The sequence below is a fragment of the Kitasatospora sp. NPDC059648 genome (genome assembly GCF_042734825.1).
Taxonomy (GTDB): domain Bacteria; phylum Actinomycetota; class Actinomycetes; order Streptomycetales; family Streptomycetaceae; genus Kitasatospora.
Genome location: NZ_JBHWDU010000005.1, coordinates 25,480 through 45,874 on the forward strand (window position 1 = coordinate 25,480; position 20,395 = coordinate 45,874).

The 20,395-nt window shown below is 73.6% G+C and carries 19 protein-coding genes; 9 read left to right on the forward strand and 10 right to left on the reverse strand.

Annotated features, from left to right (window positions below; genetic code table 11):
• Positions 1-44 precede the first annotated feature (44 nt).
• Positions 45-1,370 (forward strand): PLP-dependent aminotransferase family protein, encoded by a 1,326-nt coding sequence (locus ACFV1W_RS05050; RefSeq protein ID WP_380413216.1) that lies wholly within the window; start codon positions 45-47, stop codon positions 1,368-1,370.
• Positions 1,371-1,494: 124 nt separating this feature from the next.
• Here the strand turns inward: ACFV1W_RS05050 and ACFV1W_RS05055 are convergent, their stop codons facing one another.
• The 3 genes from ACFV1W_RS05055 to ACFV1W_RS05065 are packed head-to-tail and all read right to left on the reverse strand — an operon-like array spanning position 1,495 to position 5,062.
• Positions 1,495-2,400 carry an SDR family oxidoreductase gene (locus ACFV1W_RS05055; protein WP_380413218.1) on the reverse strand — a complete coding sequence of 302 codons (906 nt, stop codon included), beginning with the start codon at positions 2,398-2,400 and terminating at the stop codon, positions 1,495-1,497.
• The gene (locus tag ACFV1W_RS05060; protein ID WP_380413220.1) at positions 2,397-3,458 is read right to left on the reverse strand and encodes an alpha/beta fold hydrolase; all 1,062 of its coding nucleotides are present in this window, start codon (positions 3,456-3,458) and stop codon (positions 2,397-2,399) included. Before ACFV1W_RS05060 ends, ACFV1W_RS05055 begins: the two co-directional genes overlap by 4 nt.
• Positions 3,455-5,062 carry a flavin-containing monooxygenase gene (locus ACFV1W_RS05065; protein WP_380413222.1) on the reverse strand — a complete coding sequence of 536 codons (1,608 nt, stop codon included), beginning with the start codon at positions 5,060-5,062 and terminating at the stop codon, positions 3,455-3,457. The genes ACFV1W_RS05060 and ACFV1W_RS05065 overlap by 4 nt, the downstream gene beginning before the upstream one ends.
• Positions 5,063-5,287: 225 nt before the next feature.
• On the opposite strand from ACFV1W_RS05065, the gene ACFV1W_RS05070 reads away from it, so the two are divergent.
• Both ACFV1W_RS05070 and ACFV1W_RS05075 read left to right on the forward strand, forming a co-directional pair.
• Positions 5,288-6,076, forward strand: coding sequence for a MerR family transcriptional regulator (locus ACFV1W_RS05070; protein ID WP_380413224.1), 789 nt, complete (start codon positions 5,288-5,290; stop codon positions 6,074-6,076).
• 113 nt (positions 6,077-6,189) lie between these two features.
• Entirely contained in the window at positions 6,190-7,155 is a 966-nt protein-coding gene (locus ACFV1W_RS05075; protein WP_380413225.1) for an ABC transporter substrate-binding protein, read from the forward strand.
• A gap of 29 nt (positions 7,156-7,184) precedes the next feature.
• Here the strand turns inward: ACFV1W_RS05075 and ACFV1W_RS05080 are convergent, their stop codons facing one another.
• A complete protein-coding gene (locus ACFV1W_RS05080; protein WP_380413227.1) occupies positions 7,185-7,850 on the reverse strand; it encodes an NADPH-dependent F420 reductase in 666 nt (221 codons plus the stop codon).
• A 98-nt stretch (positions 7,851-7,948) separates the two neighbouring features.
• On the opposite strand from ACFV1W_RS05080, the gene ACFV1W_RS05085 reads away from it, so the two are divergent.
• Positions 7,949-8,353 carry a winged helix-turn-helix transcriptional regulator gene (locus tag ACFV1W_RS05085; protein ID WP_380413229.1) on the forward strand — a complete coding sequence of 135 codons (405 nt, stop codon included), beginning with the start codon at positions 7,949-7,951 and terminating at the stop codon, positions 8,351-8,353.
• Between the two features lie 218 nt (positions 8,354-8,571).
• Here the strand turns inward: ACFV1W_RS05085 and ACFV1W_RS05090 are convergent, their stop codons facing one another.
• The 5 genes from ACFV1W_RS05090 to ACFV1W_RS05110 form a co-directional block, all read right to left on the reverse strand.
• Positions 8,572-10,167: a M4 family metallopeptidase gene (locus ACFV1W_RS05090; protein WP_380413434.1), complete on the reverse strand. Its 1,596-nt coding sequence runs from the start codon at positions 10,165-10,167 to the stop codon at positions 8,572-8,574.
• A 551-nt stretch (positions 10,168-10,718) separates the two neighbouring features.
• A complete protein-coding gene (locus tag ACFV1W_RS05095; RefSeq protein WP_380413231.1) occupies positions 10,719-10,985 on the reverse strand; it encodes a glutaredoxin domain-containing protein in 267 nt (88 codons plus the stop codon).
• On the reverse strand, positions 10,982-12,916 hold the full coding sequence (locus tag ACFV1W_RS05100) for a protein kinase (RefSeq protein ID WP_380413232.1): 1,935 nt from the start codon (positions 12,914-12,916) through the stop codon (positions 10,982-10,984). Before ACFV1W_RS05100 ends, ACFV1W_RS05095 begins: the two co-directional genes overlap by 4 nt.
• A 106-nt stretch (positions 12,917-13,022) precedes the next feature.
• The gene (locus tag ACFV1W_RS05105) at positions 13,023-13,946 is read right to left on the reverse strand and encodes an alpha/beta fold hydrolase (RefSeq protein ID WP_380413234.1); all 924 of its coding nucleotides are present in this window, start codon (positions 13,944-13,946) and stop codon (positions 13,023-13,025) included.
• Between the two features lie 178 nt (positions 13,947-14,124).
• Complete coding sequence (locus tag ACFV1W_RS05110; RefSeq protein WP_380413236.1) at positions 14,125-14,886, reverse strand: dienelactone hydrolase family protein; 762 nt, start codon at positions 14,884-14,886, stop codon at positions 14,125-14,127.
• Between the two features lie 105 nt (positions 14,887-14,991).
• Here ACFV1W_RS05110 and ACFV1W_RS05115 point away from each other — a divergent pair, with 105 nt between their 5' ends.
• A complete protein-coding gene (locus tag ACFV1W_RS05115; protein ID WP_380413237.1) occupies positions 14,992-15,309 on the forward strand; it encodes a DUF6191 domain-containing protein in 318 nt (105 codons plus the stop codon).
• A 33-nt stretch (positions 15,310-15,342) separates the two neighbouring features.
• On the opposite strand, the gene ACFV1W_RS05120 is transcribed toward ACFV1W_RS05115, so the two are convergent.
• Entirely contained in the window at positions 15,343-16,209 is an 867-nt protein-coding gene (locus ACFV1W_RS05120) for a (2Fe-2S)-binding protein (protein WP_380413238.1), read from the reverse strand.
• Positions 16,210-16,442: 233 nt separating this feature from the next.
• On the opposite strand from ACFV1W_RS05120, the gene ACFV1W_RS05125 reads away from it, so the two are divergent.
• The 4 genes from ACFV1W_RS05125 (at position 16,443) to ACFV1W_RS05140 (ending at position 20,393) form a co-directional block, all read left to right on the forward strand.
• Entirely contained in the window at positions 16,443-17,408 is a 966-nt protein-coding gene (locus ACFV1W_RS05125; RefSeq protein ID WP_380413435.1) for a FecCD family ABC transporter permease, read from the forward strand.
• A 62-nt stretch (positions 17,409-17,470) separates the two neighbouring features.
• The gene (locus ACFV1W_RS05130; RefSeq protein WP_380413437.1) at positions 17,471-18,484 is read left to right on the forward strand and encodes a FecCD family ABC transporter permease; all 1,014 of its coding nucleotides are present in this window, start codon (positions 17,471-17,473) and stop codon (positions 18,482-18,484) included.
• On the forward strand, positions 18,484-19,347 hold the full coding sequence (locus ACFV1W_RS05135) for an ABC transporter ATP-binding protein (protein WP_380413240.1): 864 nt from the start codon (positions 18,484-18,486) through the stop codon (positions 19,345-19,347). The genes ACFV1W_RS05130 and ACFV1W_RS05135 overlap by 1 nt, the downstream gene beginning before the upstream one ends.
• A 47-nt stretch (positions 19,348-19,394) precedes the next feature.
• On the forward strand, positions 19,395-20,393 hold the full coding sequence (locus ACFV1W_RS05140) for an ABC transporter substrate-binding protein (protein ID WP_380413242.1): 999 nt from the start codon (positions 19,395-19,397) through the stop codon (positions 20,391-20,393).
• The last annotated feature ends 2 nt before the right edge of the window (positions 20,394-20,395 follow it).

Genomic DNA, 20,395 nt, shown 5'->3' on the forward strand with positions numbered 1-20,395 from the left:
CAATGCGGCCCCGGGGTGACACGTGGACGAGGGATTGGTTCGAGATGGAGGACTACCGGCTGATCGCGGACGAGGTCGCCGCCGACATCACCGGCGGACGGCTGCGGCCCGGCCAGCGGCTGCCCACCCAGCGCGCCTTCGCCCGCAGCCGGGGCATCGCCGCCTCGACGGCGGGCCGGGTCTACCGCGAACTGGTCCGGCGCGGGCTGACCGTCGGCGAGGTCGGGCGGGGCACCTTCGTCCGGGCCGGGCGGTCCGCGGAGGACGAGCGGGTCGCGCTCGCCGAGCCGGCCACCGCGCCCATCGACCTGGAGCTCAACTACCCGAGCGCGCCCGGGCAGGCCGAACTGCTGGCCGGCGGGCTGGCACCGCTGCTGCGGGCGGACGCGCTGGGCGAGGCACTGCGGCCGGTCGGCGCGGCCGGCACGGACGCGGCGCGACAGGCCTTCGCCGGGCTGCTGGCGACGGGCGGGGCCGGCTGGGAGGTCGACGCGCGGGGGCTGCTGTTCGCGGGCAACGGGCGGCAGGCCGTCGCGGGGGCGCTCGCCGCGCTGGTGCCGCCCGGACGGCGGCTGGGGGTCGAGGCGCTGACCTACCCGGTGGTGAAGGCGGCCGCGGGGCGGCTGGGCATCCGGCTGGTGCCGCTCGCGGTGGACGAGCACGGGCTGCGGCCGGACGCCGTCGCCGCGGCCCACCGGGCGGCGCCGCTTAGCGCGGTCTACGTCCAGCCCCGACTGCAGAACCCGCTCGGCGTCAGCCTGCCGCCCGAGCGGGCCGTCGCGCTGGCGGCGGAGCTGCGGCGGCTGGACCTGCCGGTGGTCGAGGATGCCATCTGGTCCTTCCTGCGCCCCGAACTGGCACCGCTCGCCGCGCTCGTACCGGAACGGACGGTGCTGGTCGACAGCCTCTCCAAGCGGCTCGCGCCGGGACTGACCACCGGGTTCGCGGTCGTCCCGCACGGGCTGCGCGAACGGGTCGCGGGTGCGCTACGGACCGGCGGGTGGACGCCGAGCGGCTTCGCGCTGGAGGCTGCGGTGCGCTGGATCGGTGACGGGACACTGGCGGCGGTGTCGGCGGCGAAGCGGACGGACGCGGCGGCGCGGCAGGCGCTGGCCCGGGAGGCGCTCGCGGGGCAACGGGTGCGGGCGGACCCGTGCTCGTACTACCTGTGGTGGGAACTGCCGGGCACCTGGCGGGCGGAGACCTTCGTCGCCGCGGCGGCGCGGGCAGGGATCTCGGTGACGCCCGCGTCGGCCTTCGCGGTGGGCCCGCGGAGCACGCCGTCCGCGGTGCGGGTGGGGCTGGCCTCACCGCCGTTGCCGGTCCTGGCATGGGCCCTGCGGGTGCTGGCGGGGATCGCCAACAGCTGAACAACCGACGACTGACAGATGACAGATGACAGATGACAGATGACAGATTTCATGTTTCAAATTCTGAAATCTGTCATCTGTTCGCTGTCACCTGTTCGCCACCAACCGGTCAGCCGTCAACCGGTCAGCCGTCAGCCCCCGACCGGCTCCCCCGCGCCGCCGTGTCCGCGGCGCCCCCGGCCCCGACGGCGCCCAGGCGGGAGGCGGCGGTGGCCGCGAGCTGCGGGGCGAGCTTGGCCACGTCACGGGAGCCGACCACCGCGATCAGGCTCGGCAGCAGCCAGCGGACCGGCTGCATCCCGCGCAGCCAGGCCTGGGCGTACACGTGGGCGGACCGTCGGGCGAGCCCGGCGACGATCCGGTCCACCGCGGGCTCCAGCGGGTAGGTCTTGTTGGCCGGCCACGGCAGCCGGCCGCGCATCTGCTTCAGCACGGCGTCCTCGTCGGCGCCGCGCACCATGTCGGTGTCGGTCCAACTCAGGTACCCCACACCGACCTTGACCCCCTGATGGGCCACCTCGGCACGGATCGAGTGGGCGAAGGCCTCCACCCCGGCCTTGCTGGCGCAGTAAGCGCTCATCAGTGGTGCGGGCGTCAGCGCGGCGAGCGAGGCGATCTGCAGCAGGTAGCCGCGGCTCTCGACGAGCGCCGGCAGGAACGCCCGCGCGGTGGCGACGCTGCCGAGCAGGTTGACCTCGATCACCCGACTGAACGCCCGGTGGTCGCTGTCGGCCAGCGGTCCGCCGATCGCGATCCCGGCGTTGGCGACCACGGTGTCGATCCGACCGTAGTGCTCCTTGATCCGGCCGGCGGTGTCGTTGAGCGCTTCCAGGTCGGTGACGTCCACCTCCCAGGCGGTGGCGGCCGCGCCGCACTGTGCCGCGACGGCCTTCAGCTCCTCCGGCTCCAGGCCGAGCAGCGCGACCTTGGCGCCGCGCCGGGCCAGCTTGCGGGCCACCGAGGCGCCGACCCCCCGGGCGGCCCCGGTGACGACGACGACCTGTGCGGACAACGGCGGGACGGCGTTCATGTGACGGTGATCCTCTCGGCGACGGCGGCGGGAGCGGGGAGACTGACAGGCGCCGACCCGGCAGCGGGAGCGACGACGGCATCGACGACGGCATCCGTGACGGCATCCGTGACGGGCTCAGCCGCCGGCCCGCCCGCGGAGGCGGCAGCGGTCAGGTACGCGGCGGCCATCCGGTGGATCTCGGCGGCGACCTCCACCGGCCGCTCCAACGGCGCCATGTGTCCGACCCCCGGCAGCAGCAACAGACCCTGGGAGTCGGCGAGTTCGGCGACGATCCGGTGCGCGTGCACCGGCGGGGTCAGCCGGTCCGCGGTGCCCACCACCACGGCGGTGGGGGCGCCGATCCGGCCGAGCCCGGCCCGTATGTCCAGCCGGTCGAGCACCCCGGCCCAGTGGAAACGGACCCCGGCGGGGCAGGCGTGCACGATCCGGGCCGTCGCCTCGACCTGTCCGGCGGGTGAATCCGGCCCCATCGTCGCGTACTTGAGCGCCGCCCGGCTGACCGCCGAGACCGGGCCGAGCGGCAGCCGGGAGCGCAGCAGCTGCCGGTGCAGGAAGCGCCGCAGGCCCGGGGCGCGGACGGTGTCCGGCAGGACGGCGAGTTCGGCGACCAGCTCACTCGGGCCGGTGGAGATCAGGACGTTGGCGGCGGTGCGCTCGGCGACCTCGGACCGGCCGCCGGCGGCCATGATGGTCATCCCGCCCATGCTGTGCCCGGCCAGCACCGCCCGCTCCCCCGCCGGAACGGTCCGGGTGAGCACGGCGGCCAGGTCCTCGGCGAGCGCCCTGGTGGAGTAGCGGGCCCGACCGGGCGGGATCTCGCTGCGCCCGTGGCCGCGCTGGTCGTAGGCCACCACCCGGTAGCGGTCGACGAGTCGGCGGATCACCGGGGCCCAGAACGCGGTCGAGCAGGTCCAGCCGTGGGAGAGCACCACGGTGGGCGCTCCGGGTCGGCCGTGCACCTCGACGTGCAGCCGGATGCCGTCCGCCGAGCGGATGCTCAACTCCTCGACGGGCGTGGGCGGTAGGTACTCGGCGGGGAGCCGGACGGAACTCATGCGCGGGCCTCCTGGACGGTTCGGGCGGTGGTCGGGGCGGTGCGCATGATCAGCTCGTACTCGCCGAGGTCGACCTTGCGGGTGGCGCGCCGGAAGGAGGTCGTGGAGCCGGGCCAGAGCACGGTGTTCTTGCCGCTCGGGTCCAGGTACCAGCTGCGGCAGCCGCCGGTGGTCCAGACGGTGCGGTCCATCCGGTGCTGCAGTTCCAGGTTCCACTGCCGCTGGGCGCGGACGGTGGGCTGCATGGCGGCGGCGCCGATCGAGTGGAGCGTCGTCAACGCGTCGACCATGTAGTTCAGTTGGGACTCGATCATGAGGATCATCGAGCTGTTGCCGAGGCCGGTGTTGGGGCCGATCACGAAGAACAGGTTGGGGAAGCCGTGCACGGTCGAGCCCCGCAGCGCCTCCATGCCGTCCTTCCACTCCTCCGCCAGGCTCGTCCCGTTCGCACCGAACACCCGGGCGCCGATGGGCATGTCGGTGACGTGGAAGCCGGTGCCGAACACGATGGCGTCCACCTCGTGCTCGCTGCCGTCGGCGGCGACCAGGGTGGAGCCGCGCAGCTCGCGCAGGCCGGAGGAGACGACCTCGGTGTTGGCGGCGGCGAGCGCCGGGTAGTAGGTGTTGCTGAGCAGGATGCGCTTGCAGCCGATCCGGTAGTCCGGGGTGAGCCTGGCGCGCAGCGCCGGGTCGGAGACGCCCTGGGCGATGTGGCGTTCGGCCAGTTGCTGGACGAGGCGCAGCAGCCCGGGGCGGCGCACGAAGGCGTCCACCTGGAGCTCGCGGAGCGCGAACAGGGTGCCCCGGCGGATCTTGGCGGTGACCGGCAGCCGGCCGTGCAGCCACTTCTCCAGCTGGGTGATCTCCCGGTCGCGGCGCGGCAGGACCCAGGCCGGGGTGCGCTGGAAGACCGTCAGCTTCCCGGCCCTCGGCTGGATCGACGGGATGATCTGGGCGGCCGAGGCCCCGGTGCCGACCATCGCGACGCGCTTGCCGGTCAGGTCGTAGTCGTGGTCCCAGCGGGAGGAGTGGAACACCTTGCCGGGGAAGGTGTTCAGGCCGGGCAGGGCGGGGATCTGCGGGTCGGCGAGCGGCCCGGCGGCGGAGACGAGGGCGTCGGCGGTCCACCGGCCGGCCGAGGTGGTGATCCGCCAGCGGGTCTGCTCGCTGTCCCAACGCGCTTCCAGGACCTCGGTGTTGAAACGCAGGTGCGGGCGGAGGCCGAATACGGTGGCGACCTTCTCCAGGTAGGCGCGGATGTCCGGCTGGCCGGAGAAGCTGCGCGGCCAGTCGGGGTTGGGCGCGAAGGAGAAGGAGTAGAGGTGCGAGGGCACGTCGCAGGCGCAGCCGGGGTAGCTGTTGTCGCGCCAGGTGCCGCCGACGGAGTCCGCGCGCTCCAGGACGACGAAGTCGGTGATCCCGGCGCGGCGCAGCCGGACGGCCGCTCCGAGGCCGCCGAAGCCGGAGCCGATCACCGCCACCCGCACGTGCGGGACGGCCTCCGCCGCGGCGCCGTCACCGGTCGCAGCACTGGGGCCGGTCGCGGCGCCGGTGTCGGTCGCCGCGGACGCGCCGGAGCGGGGGCGCTTGCTGCTGGATGCCATGCGGCCTCCTCCTGAAAGGGTGGGGCGGTGGTCGTCACGCTCTTCCGGCGGTCCCGGCCCCGGAGCCTCCTGGACCGTCCTCGGAACCCTGCCAATCGCGCCAGTAATCACTGGCGCGATTGGCAGGGTAGTCCTTGCTGACACCGGATGGAAGAAGCGCGACAGCCCGGATTAACCGGAAGTTCCCCGAGCTCCCGGAGGCTCCCCCGTCGAGGTGACGGACCTATGCTGATCGCCGTGGACAAGGTCAGAGCTGCTGCGGGCGACAGAAAACGCGAGTACCGGGTGGAGGAACTGGCCGAGGCGGCCGGAATCACCACCCGCACCCTGCGCTTCTACCGCGAGCGCAAACTGCTCCAGCCGCCCCGCAAGGAGGGCCGGATCGCCTGGTACGGCGAGGAGCACCTGGCCCGGCTGCGGATGATCGGCGAACTGCTCGAACGCGGCCACACCCTGGGCGGGATCGCCGAACTGATCGGCGCCGGCGAGAGCGGCCGGGACGTCGCCGGGCTGATCGGGCTGGAGGCCGCGATCGTCGCCCCGTGGTCGGACGAGACGCCGGTGCGGCTGGACTGGGAGGAGCTGAAGACCGCCTTCGGGGACCAGCTCACCGAGGAGAACACCGCCGAGGCGATCGCCCAGGGCTACATCTCGATCGAGGACGACGGCATCACCCACATCAGCCGGCGGCTGATGGACGCCACCACCGAGCTGGTCGCCGAGGGGGTGCCGCTCGCGGCCGTACTGGACGCCAGCCGGCGCACCCGGGAGTACGTCGACGCCATCGCCGAGATCTTCATCGAAGTGGTCAGCGAGCACCTGCTCAGCGCGCTCTCCGGCGACACCCCGCTGCCGCCCGGCGAGGCGGCCCGGCTCACCGAGCGCATCCTGCGGGTCCGGCCGCTCGCCCGTACGGTCGCCGACGCCCAGTTCACCCTCGCGATGGACCGCCGGGTGCGGGCCGAGTACGCCGAACTGCTGCGCCAGCGACGGGAGTACGGCTCCGAGGCGTAGCGGGGCCGCCGGGCGGGCAGAGTTCCGGCGCCCCGTCCGGCCGTCGGCGGCCCTGCTCCGGCTCACGGCAGGCGACCGCCCGTGGAGGTGTCCGTCCGTTGGAGGAGTCGCCGATGCCCCGAACCCTCAGCCGCCGTGCCGCGCTCGGCCTCGCCGCCGGGCTCGCCCCGGGCCTGGCTCTCGCCGCCTGCGGGGCCGGCTCCCCGGCGCCGGGCGGCGGGCCGTCCGGCTCCGGCGGCACCCGGGCGGTCCGGCACGCGCGTGGGGAGAGCACCGTACCGGCCCGGGCGAGCCGGGTGGTGGTGCTGGACACCGACGCCCTGGACTCGGCGGTCACCCTGGGGCTGAGCCCCGTCGGCGCCACCACGGTCAGCGAGGGCGCGCCGTTCCCCGGGTACCTGCCCGCCGAGCGGCTGGCCGGGACGAAGGCGGTCGGCACGATCGGCCAGCCCGATCTGGAGGCGATCGCGGCGCTACGGCCGGACCTCGTCCTGAGCAACCAGGTCCGCGACGACAAGCGCTACGACCAGCTGTCCGAGATCGCACCGACGGTGCTGTCCAGGACCACCGGGCCGACCTGGAAGGAGAACGTCCGGCTGCACGCGGAGGCGATGGGCCGCCAGAGCGAGGCCGCGGCGGCGGACGCGGCGTACCGGTCGAAGCTTCGGGACGTGGTCACCGCGCTGGGCGGACCGGCCGGGGCGGCGGCCACCCGGGTCGAGATGGCCCGCTTCCTGGCCGGCGCGCCCACCCGGCTCTACCTCGACGACACCTTCGTCGGCTCGCTGTTCAAGGACGTCGGCCTCGGCCGCCCGGCCAACCAGGACAAGTCCGGGTTCTCGCTGGAGATCAGCCCGGAGCAGGTGGACCAGGCGGCGGCCGACGTCATCTTCTACTCGGTGTACGGGGACGAGGCGAAGTCCGACCGCGGCAGGATCACCGAGTGCGCGCTGTGGAAGAACCTGGACGCCGTCCGCAACGGCCGGGTGTTCCAGGTGGACGACGACCTGTGGATGCTCGGCATCGGCTACACGGGTGCCGGGCTGATCCTGGACCGGATCCGCGAGGATCTGGCATGACGGCGGTCGCCATCCGCCCTCCGCCCCCCCTACTGGGCGTCGTCCACCGCCCCCGGCGCCAGCGCCGGCGACGGGAAGACGTGCCGGGCCTCGCCGCCCGACCACCACACCCCGATCGCGAACACCGCCGCCGCCTCCAGCAGCCCGGCCCGATCGAGGCCGCCGCAGTGCACCGGGTCGCAGCCCATCGAGCCCACCAGGTCAGCGGCCAGATCGGCGGCAGCCCGGTCGTCCGCGCAGTACGGCACCCCGAGCGGCGCACCTTCGAAGCTCGGCCGTGGCAGCGACCAGATGCTCTCGTGGCAGATGCCGAACACCTTCACCACCCGCGCCGCCGGAGCCGCCGCGGCCAGCTGCCGGGCGACGGAGCCCACCGCTCCCCCCGTGGTCAGGGCCGGCCCGTCCGCGCCCGGAGCCATCGGCACGGTGCAGTCCAGCAGCACCCGCCCGGCCAGTTCACCGGCCAGTGACCCGACCACCGGCACCGCCGCCCCGGTGGGCAGCGCGACCAGCACCGCCTCCCCGAAGCGCGCGGCCTCCGCCGCCTCGCCGCCACCCGCGGCCCCGATCTCCGCGGCGAGCTTCCGGGCCGCCGCCAGGTCACGCCCGCCCACCCGCACCTCGTGCCCGCACCGCACCCATGCCCCGCCGAGTGCGGCCGCCATGGAGCCGGTACCGAGAATGCCGATCCGCATGGTCCATCCACTCCTCATCACGTCCGATGTCGTGCTCCGGACGCTAGACGGGCCGATGCACACCCCCCGGTAGGCAACGGATCGGGCAGGATGGACGCATGCGGACCGAGGACGTCATCGAGGACCGGGCGGACGACGACCTGGGCGGCGGGCTGTTCGCCGCGGACTGTCGCGCGCGGCTGGCCTTCGAGGTGATCGCCAACCGCTGGGACAGCGTGGTGGTGTACGTCCTCGGCGAGCGCGGGCCGATGCGCCCCCGGGCCATGCTGGACCGGATCGGCGGGCTCAGCCCGAAGGTGCTCAACGAGACGCTGCGCCGGCTGGAGTACAACGGCCTGGTGGAGCGCCGCCGTTACGCCGAGGCCCCGCCGCGCGTCGACTACACCCTGACGGAGGCGGGCACCGCCCTGCTCGGCCCGATCCGTGCCCTCGGCGCCTGGGCGGCCGTGCACGGCGACGCCGTCCTGGCGGCGCAGGAGCGCCGCGGCGAGGAAACGGATTGACGGATCGTCAGTGCTGCGTGCCGCCCTGGCCGTGACCCGCCCCGGTCTGACCCGACCCGGCCTGACCTGGCCGAGGACGGCGGGGGCGACGGCGGTCCGCACACCGTCACCCCCGCCGCCGGGCCCGGCCGTTCGGCACCCACAGTCCGGCCCGGCCCCGCTCGGGCGCGCCCCGGGCGGGCCTGCCCGGCTCAGGGCCGCCCCGGTTCAGGACCGGGTCAGTTGACGTTGACCGCGGTCCAGGTCGCCGCGACCGCGTTGTACTCGGCACTGTCCGCGCCGTAGAGGTCCGACGCCGCGCTGAGGGTGGCCGCACGGGCGCCCGCGTAGTCGGTCGTCGAGGTGAAGTACGCCGTCAGCGCGCGGTACCAGATCTGCGCGGCCTTGTCCCGGCCGATGCCGGCGAGCGAGGAGCCGTCGGCCGTCGGGCTGTTGTAGCTGAACCCGTTGATCGTCTTCGCGCCGCTGCCCTCGGACAGCAGGTAGAAGAAGTGGTTCGCCACGCCGGACGAGTAGTGCACGTCCAGGTTGCCGACGTTCGCGTCCCAGTAGTCCGCCGAGGAGCCGTCCTTGCTCGGCTGGTCCATGTAGCGCAGCGGGCTGCCGTCGCCGCGCAGGTTGATCAGCTCGCCGATCCAGTAGTTCGGCGGGTTGGAGGGCAGGTTGGCGTACCACTCGACCATCGTGCCCATGATGTCCGAGGTGGCCTCGTTGAGACCGCCGGACTCGCCCGAGTAGTTCAGGTTGGCGGTCGCCGCGGTGACGCCGTGGGACATCTCGTGGCCGGCCACGTCGATCTCGGTGAGCGGCGCGCTGTTGTTGCTGCCGTCGCCGTACGACATGCAGAAGCAGTCGTCGCTCCAGAACGCGTTGACGTAGTTGGAGCCGTAGTGCACCCGGCTGAGGGCACCGACGCCGTCGTTGCGGATGCCGTTGCGACCGAAGGTGTTCTTGTAGAAGTCCCAGGTGGTGGCGGCCCCGAACTGGGCGTCCACGGCCGCGGATTCGCGGTTGTTGCTGGTGCCGTCACCGAAGCTGTTGCTGGGGTTGGCGAACAGCGAACCGCTGCCGGACTCACCGTTGTTCATGTCGGTGGTGGACTGGCCGCCGCGACTGGTGTCCTTGAGCTCGAACTGCGAGCCGTTGCCGTTGGTGTTCAGCGGGACCTGGCCGACGAAGATGCCGTTGCCGGTGCCGGCGGCGGTCTCGATCTTCTCGTGGGTCGAGAGGACCTGGCCGTTGGAGGCGTCGGTGACGAGGATCTGCGCACTCGGGGTGCCGTCGGCGCGGGTGCCCTCGACGGTGGTCCGGTAGGCCAGCCGCGGCTTGCCGTCGGTGGCCCAGACGACCAGCTGGGCCTGGCCGGTCTGGTGGACGTCGACCAGCGGGGACTCGTCGGAGTCGATGGTCTGACCGACCGTGGCCTTGACCGCGCCGGAGGCCTGGTCGGCGGCCTTGTCCGCCGGGATCTTCGGGGTCAGGCTCGGCAGCGCGATCTGGGCGGAGACCGCCTTGTCGACCGACTTCACCGCGCCGTCGGCCTTCTGGTGGACGACCAGGTCGCCGCCGATGACCGGCAGGCCGGCGTAGGTGCGCTCGAAGCGCAGGTGCCGGGTGCCGTCCTTGTCGACGACGGCGTCCTTGGCCACCAGCTTCTCCTGGCCGCCGAGGCCGAGGGCCTTGGCCAGCGGGACGGACTGGCCGTTGGCCACCGCGAGCACGGCCTCGTGCTGCTGGGCGGCCTGCGCCTGCAGCGAGGGGGCCGCGGGGGCGGCCTGGGCGGTGGTGGCGACCTGGATCACACCGGTCAGCATGGCCGTGGCCGAGAGCACGGCGACAGCAGCGAGCTTTCGCTTCACGTACGAGTCCTTCCGGGAAACCGCGTGTGGGCGCGGTCGCACCGCGTCCCGGGGGCCGGGGTCGGCACCTGTGGGGCGGAACGGGCGCTGACGTGCTGGAACCCCGTGCGGTCGAGCGGCTCGCCACCGAGGGGTGGGGGTGGGGGCTACCGCTGGGGGATGACAAGAAGCATGACAATCCAGCAGGTGAATTGACAGGTCTGCCTCAGTATTTGGCCAGGTTCCGCCAGTAGGTAAAGGGCTTCAAGCGGCGGCCGAATCAGGGCAATTCACCCCGCCTTGCAGGGGGTTCCCGCTCGAACCAGGGCCGACCGCCTGCACTGACGACGGATCGGGCGCACGGCGCCGACCCGACGATCGGAATCGATCACGGGCCGACCGACTTTTACATCTCTGTAGAACTTTCCATACACACCCTTGACACCCGGGTGGCGAGGTCCCGCCACCGGCCACCCTTGTCCGGCGGGCGGCTGTCTGATAGCGCCACCTGCCGGGTGAACAGCCGCTTACGCGCCGTGTTCCCTTGCGGCGTGCAGCAGTTGGCGCAGCGACGGGTTCACCATCGGACGACCGGCCACGGTCACCGTCGGAACGGTCTCGTTGCCGTCGGCGACCGAGCGGACGAAGGCGGCGGCGTCCGGGTCCTTCCAGATGTTCACCCGGGTGAAGCTCCGGCCGTAGCGGAGCCGGGTGAAGAGCAGGCCGAAGCGCAGCCTCATGCAGTAGCTGCACAAGGGACGCCAGTAGAGCACCACCCCGCCGTGCCGGGTCATTGCTGGAACCGCCATTCCTGGGCCGGGTTTCCGGGCGTGCACGTGACCATGGTGATGTCGTTGCCCGGCCCGTTGTCGGTCATGCAGGACTGGTTCTGGTAGTCGGCCAGCGTGTAGGAGCCCGCGGTGCTGCCGTTGCGGACCGTCCACCTGGTGAGGAAGCTGAAGCCGTTGCTCAGGACGACCTTGCCGTCCATGGTCTGCACGAGCTGCGGGCCGCCGTTGTTGCAGGCGTTGAACACGATCCAGCTGCCGGGGTCGGTCGAGCGCACCCAGCCGTACTGATCGGCGCCGCCGAGGACGATCGGGTTGTCGCCGTTCAGGTTGTCGTTGCGCATCCCGATCGGGCGGTTGTCCTTGACGCTGACGACGGTGCTCCAGTTGCCGCCGCCGCAGGAGGCCGGCCGGGCCGGGGTCTGCGTGTTGGCACCGGAGGAGGGACCGCTGGAAGTGCCGCCCTGGGAGGTGGAGTTGCCGGGTCTGGCCGGCGGCTGGTTCGCCGCGCCGCCCCCGCCCGCGGGCTGGTTGGCCTGTCCACCCGAGGAGCCCCCCGAGGAGCCCCCCGACGAGCCGACGTTCGAGCCTCCCGAGGAGGCGCCGTTCGAGCCCCCGCCTCCACGGCCCTGGGCCCCGCCGTTCCCGCCGTTCCCGCCCTGGGCCGGTGCCGGTACGGGCAGTTGGCCGCCGGACGGCTGATCGGCGGCCGGGGTGCCCGACGGGGTGTCCGTCGGCTGCGCGCTCGCCGACGCCGCGGTGGTGGCGGCCGAGGTGGTGGCGCTCGCGGTCGCCGGGACGGTCACCACCACGGTCGGCTGGGCGGCGGGCGGCGCCGCTCCGGAGTCGCCGGGGCTGCGGTCGATCAGCAGCGCGGTCGCCGTGCCCATCGAGATGACGACCGGGACGACGATCGGCAGCAGCAGGGTGCGGCGCGAGCGGCGTCCGCCCGGCTCGGTGTCCGCCTGCGGGTCCATCTTCACGACCTGGTCGGGCGCGCCCGGAGCCCCCGCGACCACGGCCGCCGCTCCCGCCCCCGGCCGCAGGTCGATCGTCCCGCTGTCCGCCGCCCGCCTCGGCGCCCCCGGCAGGCCGATCGCCACGCGGGCCGCCGCCGCCATCCCGGCGGCGCTCTCGAAGCGGTCCTCGGGCCGCTTGGCCAGCGCGGTGGCGACCAGCGCCCGCACCGCCGCCGGGAAGGTCTGCGGCAGTTCCGGCACCGGCTGGTTGACGTGCTTGAGCGCGACCTGCAGCGGCCCCTCGCCCAGGTACGGGACCTGCCCGGCCAGCAGCTCGTAGCAGACCACGCCAATCGAGTAGAGGTCGGAGGCCGGGCCGGTGCTCTCCCCCGAAGCCTGCTCGGGGGACATGTAGGCCGCGGTGCCGATGATCGCGTACGGCGCGGTGAGCTTGGTGCTGGCGACGGCCCGGGCGATGCCGAAGTCGGTGATGACCACCCCGCCGTCCTCGCGCACCATCAGGTTGGAGGGCTTGATGTCGCGGTGCACGATCCCCCTGCGGTGGGCGGCGTGCAGGGCGTCCAGGGCGTCGGCGAGCAGGCCGAGGGCGCGCTCGGCGCTCATCGGGCCGTCCTCCTTGAGCACCCGGTCCAGCGGGCGGCCCTCGATCAGGTCCATCACGATGTACGCGCAACGCTCGTCGCCGTCGCCGTCCCCGCCACCGTCGCTTCCGCCGCTCTCGCCGTAGTCGTGCACGTCCACGATGCCGGGGTGGTCGATCGCGGCGACCAGCTGGGCCTCGCGGCGGAAGCGCTGGACGGAGGTGTCGTCCTCGAACAGGTCCGCACGCAGGATCTTGACGGCGACCGGTCGCGCCAGCACCTCGTCATCGGCCCGCCAGACCGCGCCCATCCCCCCGCCGCCGATCTTCTCGACCAGCGTGTACCGCCCACCGAGTACAGTGCCCGCGCTACTCATCCCGCCCGCCCCCAGGTGTCGTGACCCTCCCCGCCGGGTCGTCGGCACACAGTGTGCCAGAGCGTGCCGCAGGTCCAGCAGGTGCCGTGCGAAAGGTCGTTGGGGCTCAATGTCCGGCGTTCCGGGCGATTCGGGTGGGGGCGGACACCTCTCGGACGGCCGCGGCGACCACGTGCGGCCGGTCGGCGTGGATGTAGTGTCCGGCGCCCGGCACCACGGTGTGGACGGCCCCGGCGACACCGGCCGCTATCCGCGCCTGCGCGGCGGTGAACCGGGCGCGCAGGGCGCGGGGCAGTCCCTCTGTCGCGCTCAGCACGGAGACCGGCACCTCGGGCAGCGGCGCGGCGGCGCGCCGCCGCCGCAGCGCCGGGACGGCGAGAGCACTCAGCCGGTGCTCGGCGAGCACCGCCCGCCGCTGGTACGGGCGGGCGACGGCCGCCGCCTCGGCCCCGGCGAGGGCGTCGCCGGGGACGGGTGCGGCGGGTGCCAGCGCCGTCCGGAGCAGCGAGAGCCGCAGCAGCACGGCCTCGGCGAGGGCGATGGCGCGTGGGCGGAACTCCTCGTGCGCCGGGTCCACCAGCACCAGGCCGGCCACCAGCTCCGGCCGTTGCCGGGCGAGGAGTTGGGCCAGCTGACCGCCCCAGCTGTGCCCGACCAGTACGGCCGGTCCGGCGTCCAGGTGCCGGACCAGCACGGCGAGGTCCTCGACCTGCGTGTCCAGCGTCGGGCGAGGGGCACGGGCCGGTGCGCTGGCACCGAGCCCCGCCCGGTCGTACGCCACGATCCGGCCCAGCCCGGCGAGTTCGGGCAGCAGCGGAGCCCAGCTGAGCGAGGAATCGCCGCAGCCCGCGACCAGGACGATCGGCGGACCGTCGCCCGAACCGGACTCCACCCAGCGCAACGCCCGCCCGTCGCGGTGGAGTTCACCCGGCCGCACGCCACCGGGAGTGTGCTCGGCCAGCGCCTCGGCAATGAGCTCCCGAACGCCGCCGAGTGCGCGGCCGGTTCGGCTGTTCCCCTTGTTCCCCATGTCCCGCTTCCCCCGTGTCCGTGTCGACGGGCCCGCTGGGGCGGTGCGACCGGACACCCTGCCGTTCCGGCGCCCGGATGACCGGGCGACCGGAGTCGGCCTCCCGGCCGCGCCGGCGGGCCCGGCCCCACTCTACGGCCGGTGGATCGGGGACCAACAGGCCGGATTCCGGCCGGGATTACGCGGAAAGGGTCCGCTTCAGCAGGTCGAACAGCGCCGCCCAGTGCCGAGCGTCGCCGACCGCGTCGTAGCGGGTGGTGTCGGCCTGGGTGAAGCCGTGCCCGGCGCCCTCGTACACCTCGGCCTTGTGGCGCACACCGGCCGCGGTCAGAGCCTCGTCCAGCCGGGCGATCTGCTCCGGCGGCATCGAGTCGTCCTGGTCGGCGTGGCCGAAGTACACCTCGGCGGTGATCCGTTGGGCGTCCAGGTGCGGGCTGTCCGGGCGGTCGGTGGCGAGGTGGCCACCGTGGAAACAGGCGGCAGCGGCGACCCGGTCCGGATGGCTGACGGCGGTGCGCAGGACGAGGAAGGCGCCGAGGCAGTAACCGGTGACGCCGATCGGGCCGTCCTGGACCAGCGGGGAGCCGTCGAACCAGGCCAGGTAGGCGTCCGCGTCGCGGGCGGCCACCTCCGGCGCGGTGACGCCGATGAGCAGCGGGCCGAGCTGGGCGTAGATCTCGTCGCACTGCTCGACGTCGATCAGCTCGGGCAGTTCGACCAGCGGTGCACGCCCCTTGCGGTAGTAGGCGTTGGGGACGAGGACGGCGTACCCGGCCTCGGCGATCCGGTCGGCCATGGCCTTCAGGTGGGGCCGGAGGCCGAAGGCGTCCTGGTACAGCAGCACGCCGGGGTGGGGGCGGCCGTCGTCGGGGTGGGTGAGGTAGGCATCGGCGGTGCCGTCCGCCGTCGGGATGTCCACGATGGTTCCGCGCACGGTCATGGGTGAGAGCTCTCCTTAGGGTCCGCGGGCAGCCTAGCCGGTGGGCCCGAGGATCCGGGAACGCGTGTGCGGCCGCGGGGCGTTGGGCTGAACATGGGGTTGATCGTGGGTATCGGGTGCGTGGTCGCGGCGGCGATCGGACTGGTGCTGCTGGCGAGTTGGCAGCTCCGGTCGGAGTCCTCGCCGCGCCGCCGCGACGGCACGCCCGGCGTCGGAGTGGGCGGCGGCGGTGGACTGGACGAGCTGCACGCGCTGTTCAGCCCGGGCAAGCAGATCCAGGTGGAGCAGCGGCGGGAGCAGGCGACCCGCCGGGACGACACCCAGGCCGGCGCGCCACCGCACTTCGGGGTGGACCTGGAGCAGGGCGTGGCGGTGCTGCGCCGCGACGGGAGCGGTGGGAGCAGCGGAGGCGCACGGGCCTAGGAAAGGGACCGCTCGTCAGGACGGGACCGCCCGTCAGAACCGCCGCAGCCGCTCCTCGTCGCCGGTGCGCGGGCAGGTCAGGCATGCGGGGGCATCGGCCTTGACTGCGTAGTAGAGGCAGCAGCCGAGCCGGGTGCGGGTGTGGTGGCCGCGGCCGTCCGGGGTGCGCAGCCGGCGGAAGTCGGCGGCGCCGGGCAGCGGCAGGGTGCCGCCGGGCAGCAGGGCCCCGGCGGCGGTGACGGCGGCGTCCTCCTCGACGGTTGGGCGTTCCCCGGCTGCGCACTCCCCGACCTCGACCGACGTGCCCCGAGCGTCGAGCATCCGGCCGAGGTACCAGACGGCGGAGGCGAGGTCGTCGGTCACCATGCCCCAGAGCGCCCGGTCGCGGCGACGGGTCGGCCCCGCGAACGCGGCGAGCACCGGTTCGAGGTGGGCGACCACGGCGGCCCGCAGTTCGGCGCGCAGTTCGTCGTCTCCGGGGCGGGTGACGTGCCCGCGCGGGCGCAGCGCGAGGTCGCCGGTGGGGGCGTGCAGCCAGAGCTCGGCGGGGTCGAGAGCGGGGACCCTCCGGTTGAGGTGCCAGGGGCCGGCGATGAGCAGGCAGACGGACCAGACGTAGTGGTGGAGCAGCCGGGAGGCGGTGACGTGCGGGCGCGGCGCGCGGCCGTGCTCCGCGGCGATCCGGGCCTCCTCGCCTGCCAGGGCGGCGGCCAGCGCCCCTATGTCGGTGGCGAGTTGAACCCCGGAGTGCCAGCCGTCGGCGGCCGACGGATCGGGCTCGGCGGGGTCGAGCAGGCGCAGCCGGAGCACCGGGCAGAGCCCGCGCAGCCGCTCGTAGTCGCCAGCCAGGGCGACGAACCGCCTCCGGGGGAGGACAGACAGGGGTATTCCGGGGACCATCGGCGCTCCCGAGATCGACTCCGAGTGATCGATTAAGGTGAGGCTCACCTTACAATGCCTCAGGGGGTGCACCAACCACCCTTCCGGGCGAACGGGGCCACCCCGCCCGCCGACCGGACCGGGCCTTGACGAACTTAGGTAAACCTAACCTAAGATGTCGACTCGTGCTGAGAACCGATCCGCCGGCCACCACCGCCCCGGCCACGCCTCGTTCCTCGGCGGTACAGCGGCCCCTGCTGCTGGCCGCCGGCGTGGGCGTGCTCGTGCTGTGCGCCGCCCTGAGCCTTGCGCTGGGCTCCCGATCCATCCCGCTGTCCACCGTCGTCGACGCCCTCACCGGCGCCGCCCACGGCGGCGACGCCGACGTGGTGACGGGCCTTCGGGTACCGCGAACGCTCATCGGACTGGCCGTCGGGGCCGCGCTCGGCGTCGCCGGAGCGGTCGCCCAGGGCGTCACCCGCAACCCGCTGGCCTCGCCGATCACCCTCGGCATCAACGCCGGCGCGAGCCTCGCCGTGGTCGCCGCCATCTACACGCTGGACCTCTCCCGTCCGGCCGAGTACGTCTGGTTCGCCTTCGCCGGGGCGGCCGTCGCCGCGGTCGCCGCGTACGCGATGTCCCGGCGCGGCGGTGACCTCGACCCGGTCCGGCTCGCCCTCGGCGGCACCGTGCTCACCGTGGTGCTCACCTCGTGGACATCCGCGCTGATGCTGGCCAGTCACCGCACCCTGGACGAGGCCCGGTTCTGGCTGGCCGGCTCGATCGCCGGGCGGCACCTGGACACCCTCACTCCGGTGCTGCCGTTCCTGGTGCTCGGCCTGCTGGCCGCCTTCGCGATCTCGCCGGCGCTCAACGCGCTGGCCCTGGGCGACGAGACCGCCCAGTCGCTGGGCGTGCCGGTGGCCCGGATCCGGGTGGTCGGCGGACTGGCCGTGGTGCTGCTCGCGGGCGGCGCGGTCGCCGTCTCCGGACCGGTGGCGTTCATCGGACTGGCAGCGCCCCACCTGGTCCGTCCGCTACTCGGAAACGACCACCGCTGGCTGCTCCCCGGCTGTCTGATCACCGGGCCGCTGCTGCTGCTCGCCGCCGATGTGCTCGGCCGGCTCGTGGTGCAGCCCTCCGAGATCGAGGTCGGCATCGTGACCGCCTTCCTCGGTGCTCCGCTGCTCGCCGTGCTGGCCCGGAAGGTGGCCAAGTGACCGCGCCGACCACCCCGACCACCCGAACGAGGCGGGCCACACCGACCGCACCGACCGCACCGATGGGCGCGATCACCCGCCGCCGGGTCAGGACCGCCGCCTGGTCGCTGCTCGCCGTCGCACTGCTGGTGCTGCTGACCGGCGTCGCCCTCGGCACCGGCCAGGTCCGCATCTCCGCCTGGGACGCGCTGCGCGCGCTGTTCGGCCAGGGCGAGCCCGGCGACGCCCTGGTGGTGCAGCAGTTCCGGGCGCCGAGGGTGGTGTCCGCGCTGATCGCGGGCGCCGGACTGGCGATGGCCGGTTCGATGCTGCAGCGGCTCTTCCGCAACCCGCTGGCCGCCCCCGACACCATCGGCATCACCGGCGGCGCCTCCTTCGGCGCGGTGCTGATGCTCGCCACCGGCGCCTCGCAGCAGCTGATCCCGCTGGCCGCGGTCGGCGGCGGGCTGCTCGCCGCGCTGCTGCTCGGCGGCTTCGCCTGGCGCTCGAAGATGGCCGTCACCCGACTGGTGCTGGTCGGCCTGGCGGTCCAGCAGGGCCTGGCGGCCGCCGTGAACCTGATGATCGTACGGTTCCCGGCCGAGCTGGCCTCCTCCGCGATGCAGTGGACCACCGGCTCGCTGTACGGCCGCAACTGGACCGAGGTGTCGATCGGCGGCACCGCCATCGCGCTGACCGCCGCGGCCCTCCTGCTCTGCCAGCGGCGGGTCGCCGTCCTCGACCTCGGCGACGACTCGGCCGGCGGCCTCGGCCTCGACCCCGCCCGGGACCGGCTCTGGCTGCTGCTCCTCACCATCACGCTCGCCTCACTGGCCGCCGCCCTCACCGGGCCGGTCGCCTTCGTCGCGCTCGCCGTCCCCCACCTGGTCCGGCTGCTCGCCGGTCCGCCCACCCTCGGCACGCTCGGCCTCACCGCGCTCACCGGCGCCGTGCTGCTGCTCTCTGCCGACCTCCTCGTGCTCCACGTGATCCCCGTCCACGGCCTGCCGGTCGGTGCCGTCACCGCCACCCTCGGCGCGCCCTGGCTCCTGGTGCTGATGATCCGCCAGGGCCGGCTTCCCCAGAGGAGCAGCTGATGACCAGCGCCACCGACGTCAACCGGCTCGCCGCCCACGGCCTCGGGCTGCGGTACGGCGACCGCACCATCGTCGAAGGGCTCGACCTCGAACTGCCCGGCGGCGCCGTCACGGCGATCGTCGGACCGAACGCCTGCGGCAAGTCGACCCTGCTGCGCGGCCTCGTCCGGCTGCTCGACCCGGCCGCCGGCACCGTCACCCTGGACGGCGCCGACATCCACCGGATGCCCGCCCGGACGCTCGCCAAGCGGATGGGCCTGCTGCCGCAGCAGCCGGTCACGCCCGAGGCGGTCACCGTCGAGGCGCTGGTGCGGCTCGGACGCTACCCGCACCAGCGGATGCTCAGCCCGTGGTCCAAGGCCGACCAGGCGGCGGTCGAGGAGGCGCTGGCGCGCACCGGTACCGCCGAACTGCGCGACCGGCAGGTCGACCGGCTCTCCGGCGGGCAGCGCCAGCGGGTGTGGATCGCGCTCGCGCTCGCCCAGGAGACCGACCTGCTGCTGCTCGACGAACCGACCACCTTCCTCGACCTGCGGCACCAGCTCGACGTACTCGACCTGGTCGCCGACCTGCACGCCGAGGCGGGACGCACCGTCGTCATGGTGCTGCACGACCTCGGGCAGGCCGCCCGGTACGCCGACCACCTGGTGGTGCTCAAGGGCGGCCGGCTCGCCGCGGCCGGTCCGCCCGCCGAGGTGCTGACGGCCGAGTTGGTGGAGTCCGTGTTCGGCGTGCCGTGCCGGGTGGTGCCCGACCCGGAGACCGGGACGCCGCTGGTCGTGCCGCGGGCGCGCGTCCGGGCCGCCTCGGGCGTCCTTTCCTCCTCCTCTCCCGCCCCCGCTTCCACTTGCGCTTCCGCGTGAACTTCTTCCCCCCGTACCCCCGTTCGACCCGATCCAAGGAACCCCCGATGAACCGCCGCCTCCCCGTCGCCCTCCTCTCCGTCACGCTCTCCGCCACGCTCCTCGCCGCCTGCGGCAGCAACGGGGACACCACCGCGTCGGGCGGTGGCTCGGCGTCCTCAGCCGCCTCGGCCGGCACCGCTGCCGGGTTCCCGCGCAGTGTCAAGCACGCCGCCGGGACGGCCCAGATAAAGTCGCAGCCCAAGCGCGTCGTGGTGCTGGACAGCGGTGAGCTGGACGACGTCACGCTGCTCGGCATCACGCCGGTCGGCGCGGTGTCCCCGCACATGAAGACCGAGGGCGGGTTCCCGAACTACCTCAAGGACAAGATCAAGGACACCAAGGACGTCGGCCCGATGAACGAGCCGAACCTGGAGCTGATCGCCTCCCTCAAGCCCGACCTGATCCTGTCCTCCACGGTCCGGCACGCCAAGGTGTACGACCAGCTGAACGCGATAGCACCGACCGTGCTCGCCGAGACCACAGGCTTTCCGTGGAAGGAGAACCTGGCTCTGTACGCCCAGGCGCTCGGCAAGGAGGACGAGGCGAAGAAGGCCCTGGCCGACTACGAGGAGCGGGCGCACAAGCTGGGCGAGGAGATCAGGGCGAAGTACGACGGGAGGATGCCGACCGCCTCGGTGGTCCGCTTCGTCGCCGGCCCGACCCGCCTGTACGCCAAGGCCTCCTACAGCGGTGTGGTGCTCAAGGACGTGGGCCTGGCGCGCCCGGCCTCGCAGGACGTGGACAAGAACGTCATCGAGGTCAGCGCGGAGCAGATCAACCAGGCCGACGCCGACCTGGTGTTCGTCACCACTGCCGACGACCCGTCCAAGACCAAGGAGAGCGAGGTCCAGCAGACCCCGGTCTGGCAGGGCCTGAACGCCGTCAAGAACAACAGGGTCTTCACCGTGCCGGACGAGACCTGGATGTCCGGCATCGGCGTCCAGGCAGCGGACGCGATGCTCGTCGACATCGCGAAGGCGACGGGCGTGGACGCGCCCAAGTAGCG

What these genes read in the sequence shown, in the direction of transcription:
- ACFV1W_RS05060 (WP_380413220.1), bottom strand. Translation starts at nt 3,458, where the DNA reads ATGAGTTCCGTCCGGCTCCCCGCCGAGTACCTACCGCCCACGCCCGTC.
- ACFV1W_RS05095 (WP_380413231.1), bottom strand. Translation starts at nt 10,985, where the DNA reads ATGACCCGGCACGGCGGGGTGGTGCTCTACTGGCGTCCCTTGTGCAGC.
- ACFV1W_RS05065 (WP_380413222.1), bottom strand. Translation starts at nt 5,062, where the DNA reads ATGGCATCCAGCAGCAAGCGCCCCCGCTCCGGCGCGTCCGCGGCGACC.
- ACFV1W_RS05105 (WP_380413234.1), bottom strand. Translation starts at nt 13,946, where the DNA reads ATGGGGAACAAGGGGAACAGCCGAACCGGCCGCGCACTCGGCGGCGTT.
- ACFV1W_RS05135 (WP_380413240.1), top strand. Translation starts at nt 18,484, where the DNA reads ATGACCAGCGCCACCGACGTCAACCGGCTCGCCGCCCACGGCCTCGGG.
- ACFV1W_RS05110 (WP_380413236.1), bottom strand. Translation starts at nt 14,886, where the DNA reads ATGACCGTGCGCGGAACCATCGTGGACATCCCGACGGCGGACGGCACC.
- ACFV1W_RS05075 (WP_380413225.1), top strand. Translation starts at nt 6,190, where the DNA reads ATGCCCCGAACCCTCAGCCGCCGTGCCGCGCTCGGCCTCGCCGCCGGG.
- ACFV1W_RS05055 (WP_380413218.1), bottom strand. Translation starts at nt 2,400, where the DNA reads ATGAACGCCGTCCCGCCGTTGTCCGCACAGGTCGTCGTCGTCACCGGG.
- ACFV1W_RS05140 (WP_380413242.1), top strand. Translation starts at nt 19,395, where the DNA reads ATGAACCGCCGCCTCCCCGTCGCCCTCCTCTCCGTCACGCTCTCCGCC.
- ACFV1W_RS05085 (WP_380413229.1), top strand. Translation starts at nt 7,949, where the DNA reads ATGCGGACCGAGGACGTCATCGAGGACCGGGCGGACGACGACCTGGGC.
- ACFV1W_RS05070 (WP_380413224.1), top strand. Translation starts at nt 5,288, where the DNA reads ATGCTGATCGCCGTGGACAAGGTCAGAGCTGCTGCGGGCGACAGAAAA.
- ACFV1W_RS05120 (WP_380413238.1), bottom strand. Translation starts at nt 16,209, where the DNA reads ATGGTCCCCGGAATACCCCTGTCTGTCCTCCCCCGGAGGCGGTTCGTC.
- ACFV1W_RS05090 (WP_380413434.1), bottom strand. Translation starts at nt 10,167, where the DNA reads ATGCTGACCGGTGTGATCCAGGTCGCCACCACCGCCCAGGCCGCCCCC.
- ACFV1W_RS05050 (WP_380413216.1), top strand. Translation starts at nt 45, where the DNA reads ATGGAGGACTACCGGCTGATCGCGGACGAGGTCGCCGCCGACATCACC.
- ACFV1W_RS05100 (WP_380413232.1), bottom strand. Translation starts at nt 12,916, where the DNA reads ATGAGTAGCGCGGGCACTGTACTCGGTGGGCGGTACACGCTGGTCGAG.
- ACFV1W_RS05130 (WP_380413437.1), top strand. Translation starts at nt 17,471, where the DNA reads ATGGGCGCGATCACCCGCCGCCGGGTCAGGACCGCCGCCTGGTCGCTG.
- ACFV1W_RS05080 (WP_380413227.1), bottom strand. Translation starts at nt 7,850, where the DNA reads ATGCGGATCGGCATTCTCGGTACCGGCTCCATGGCGGCCGCACTCGGC.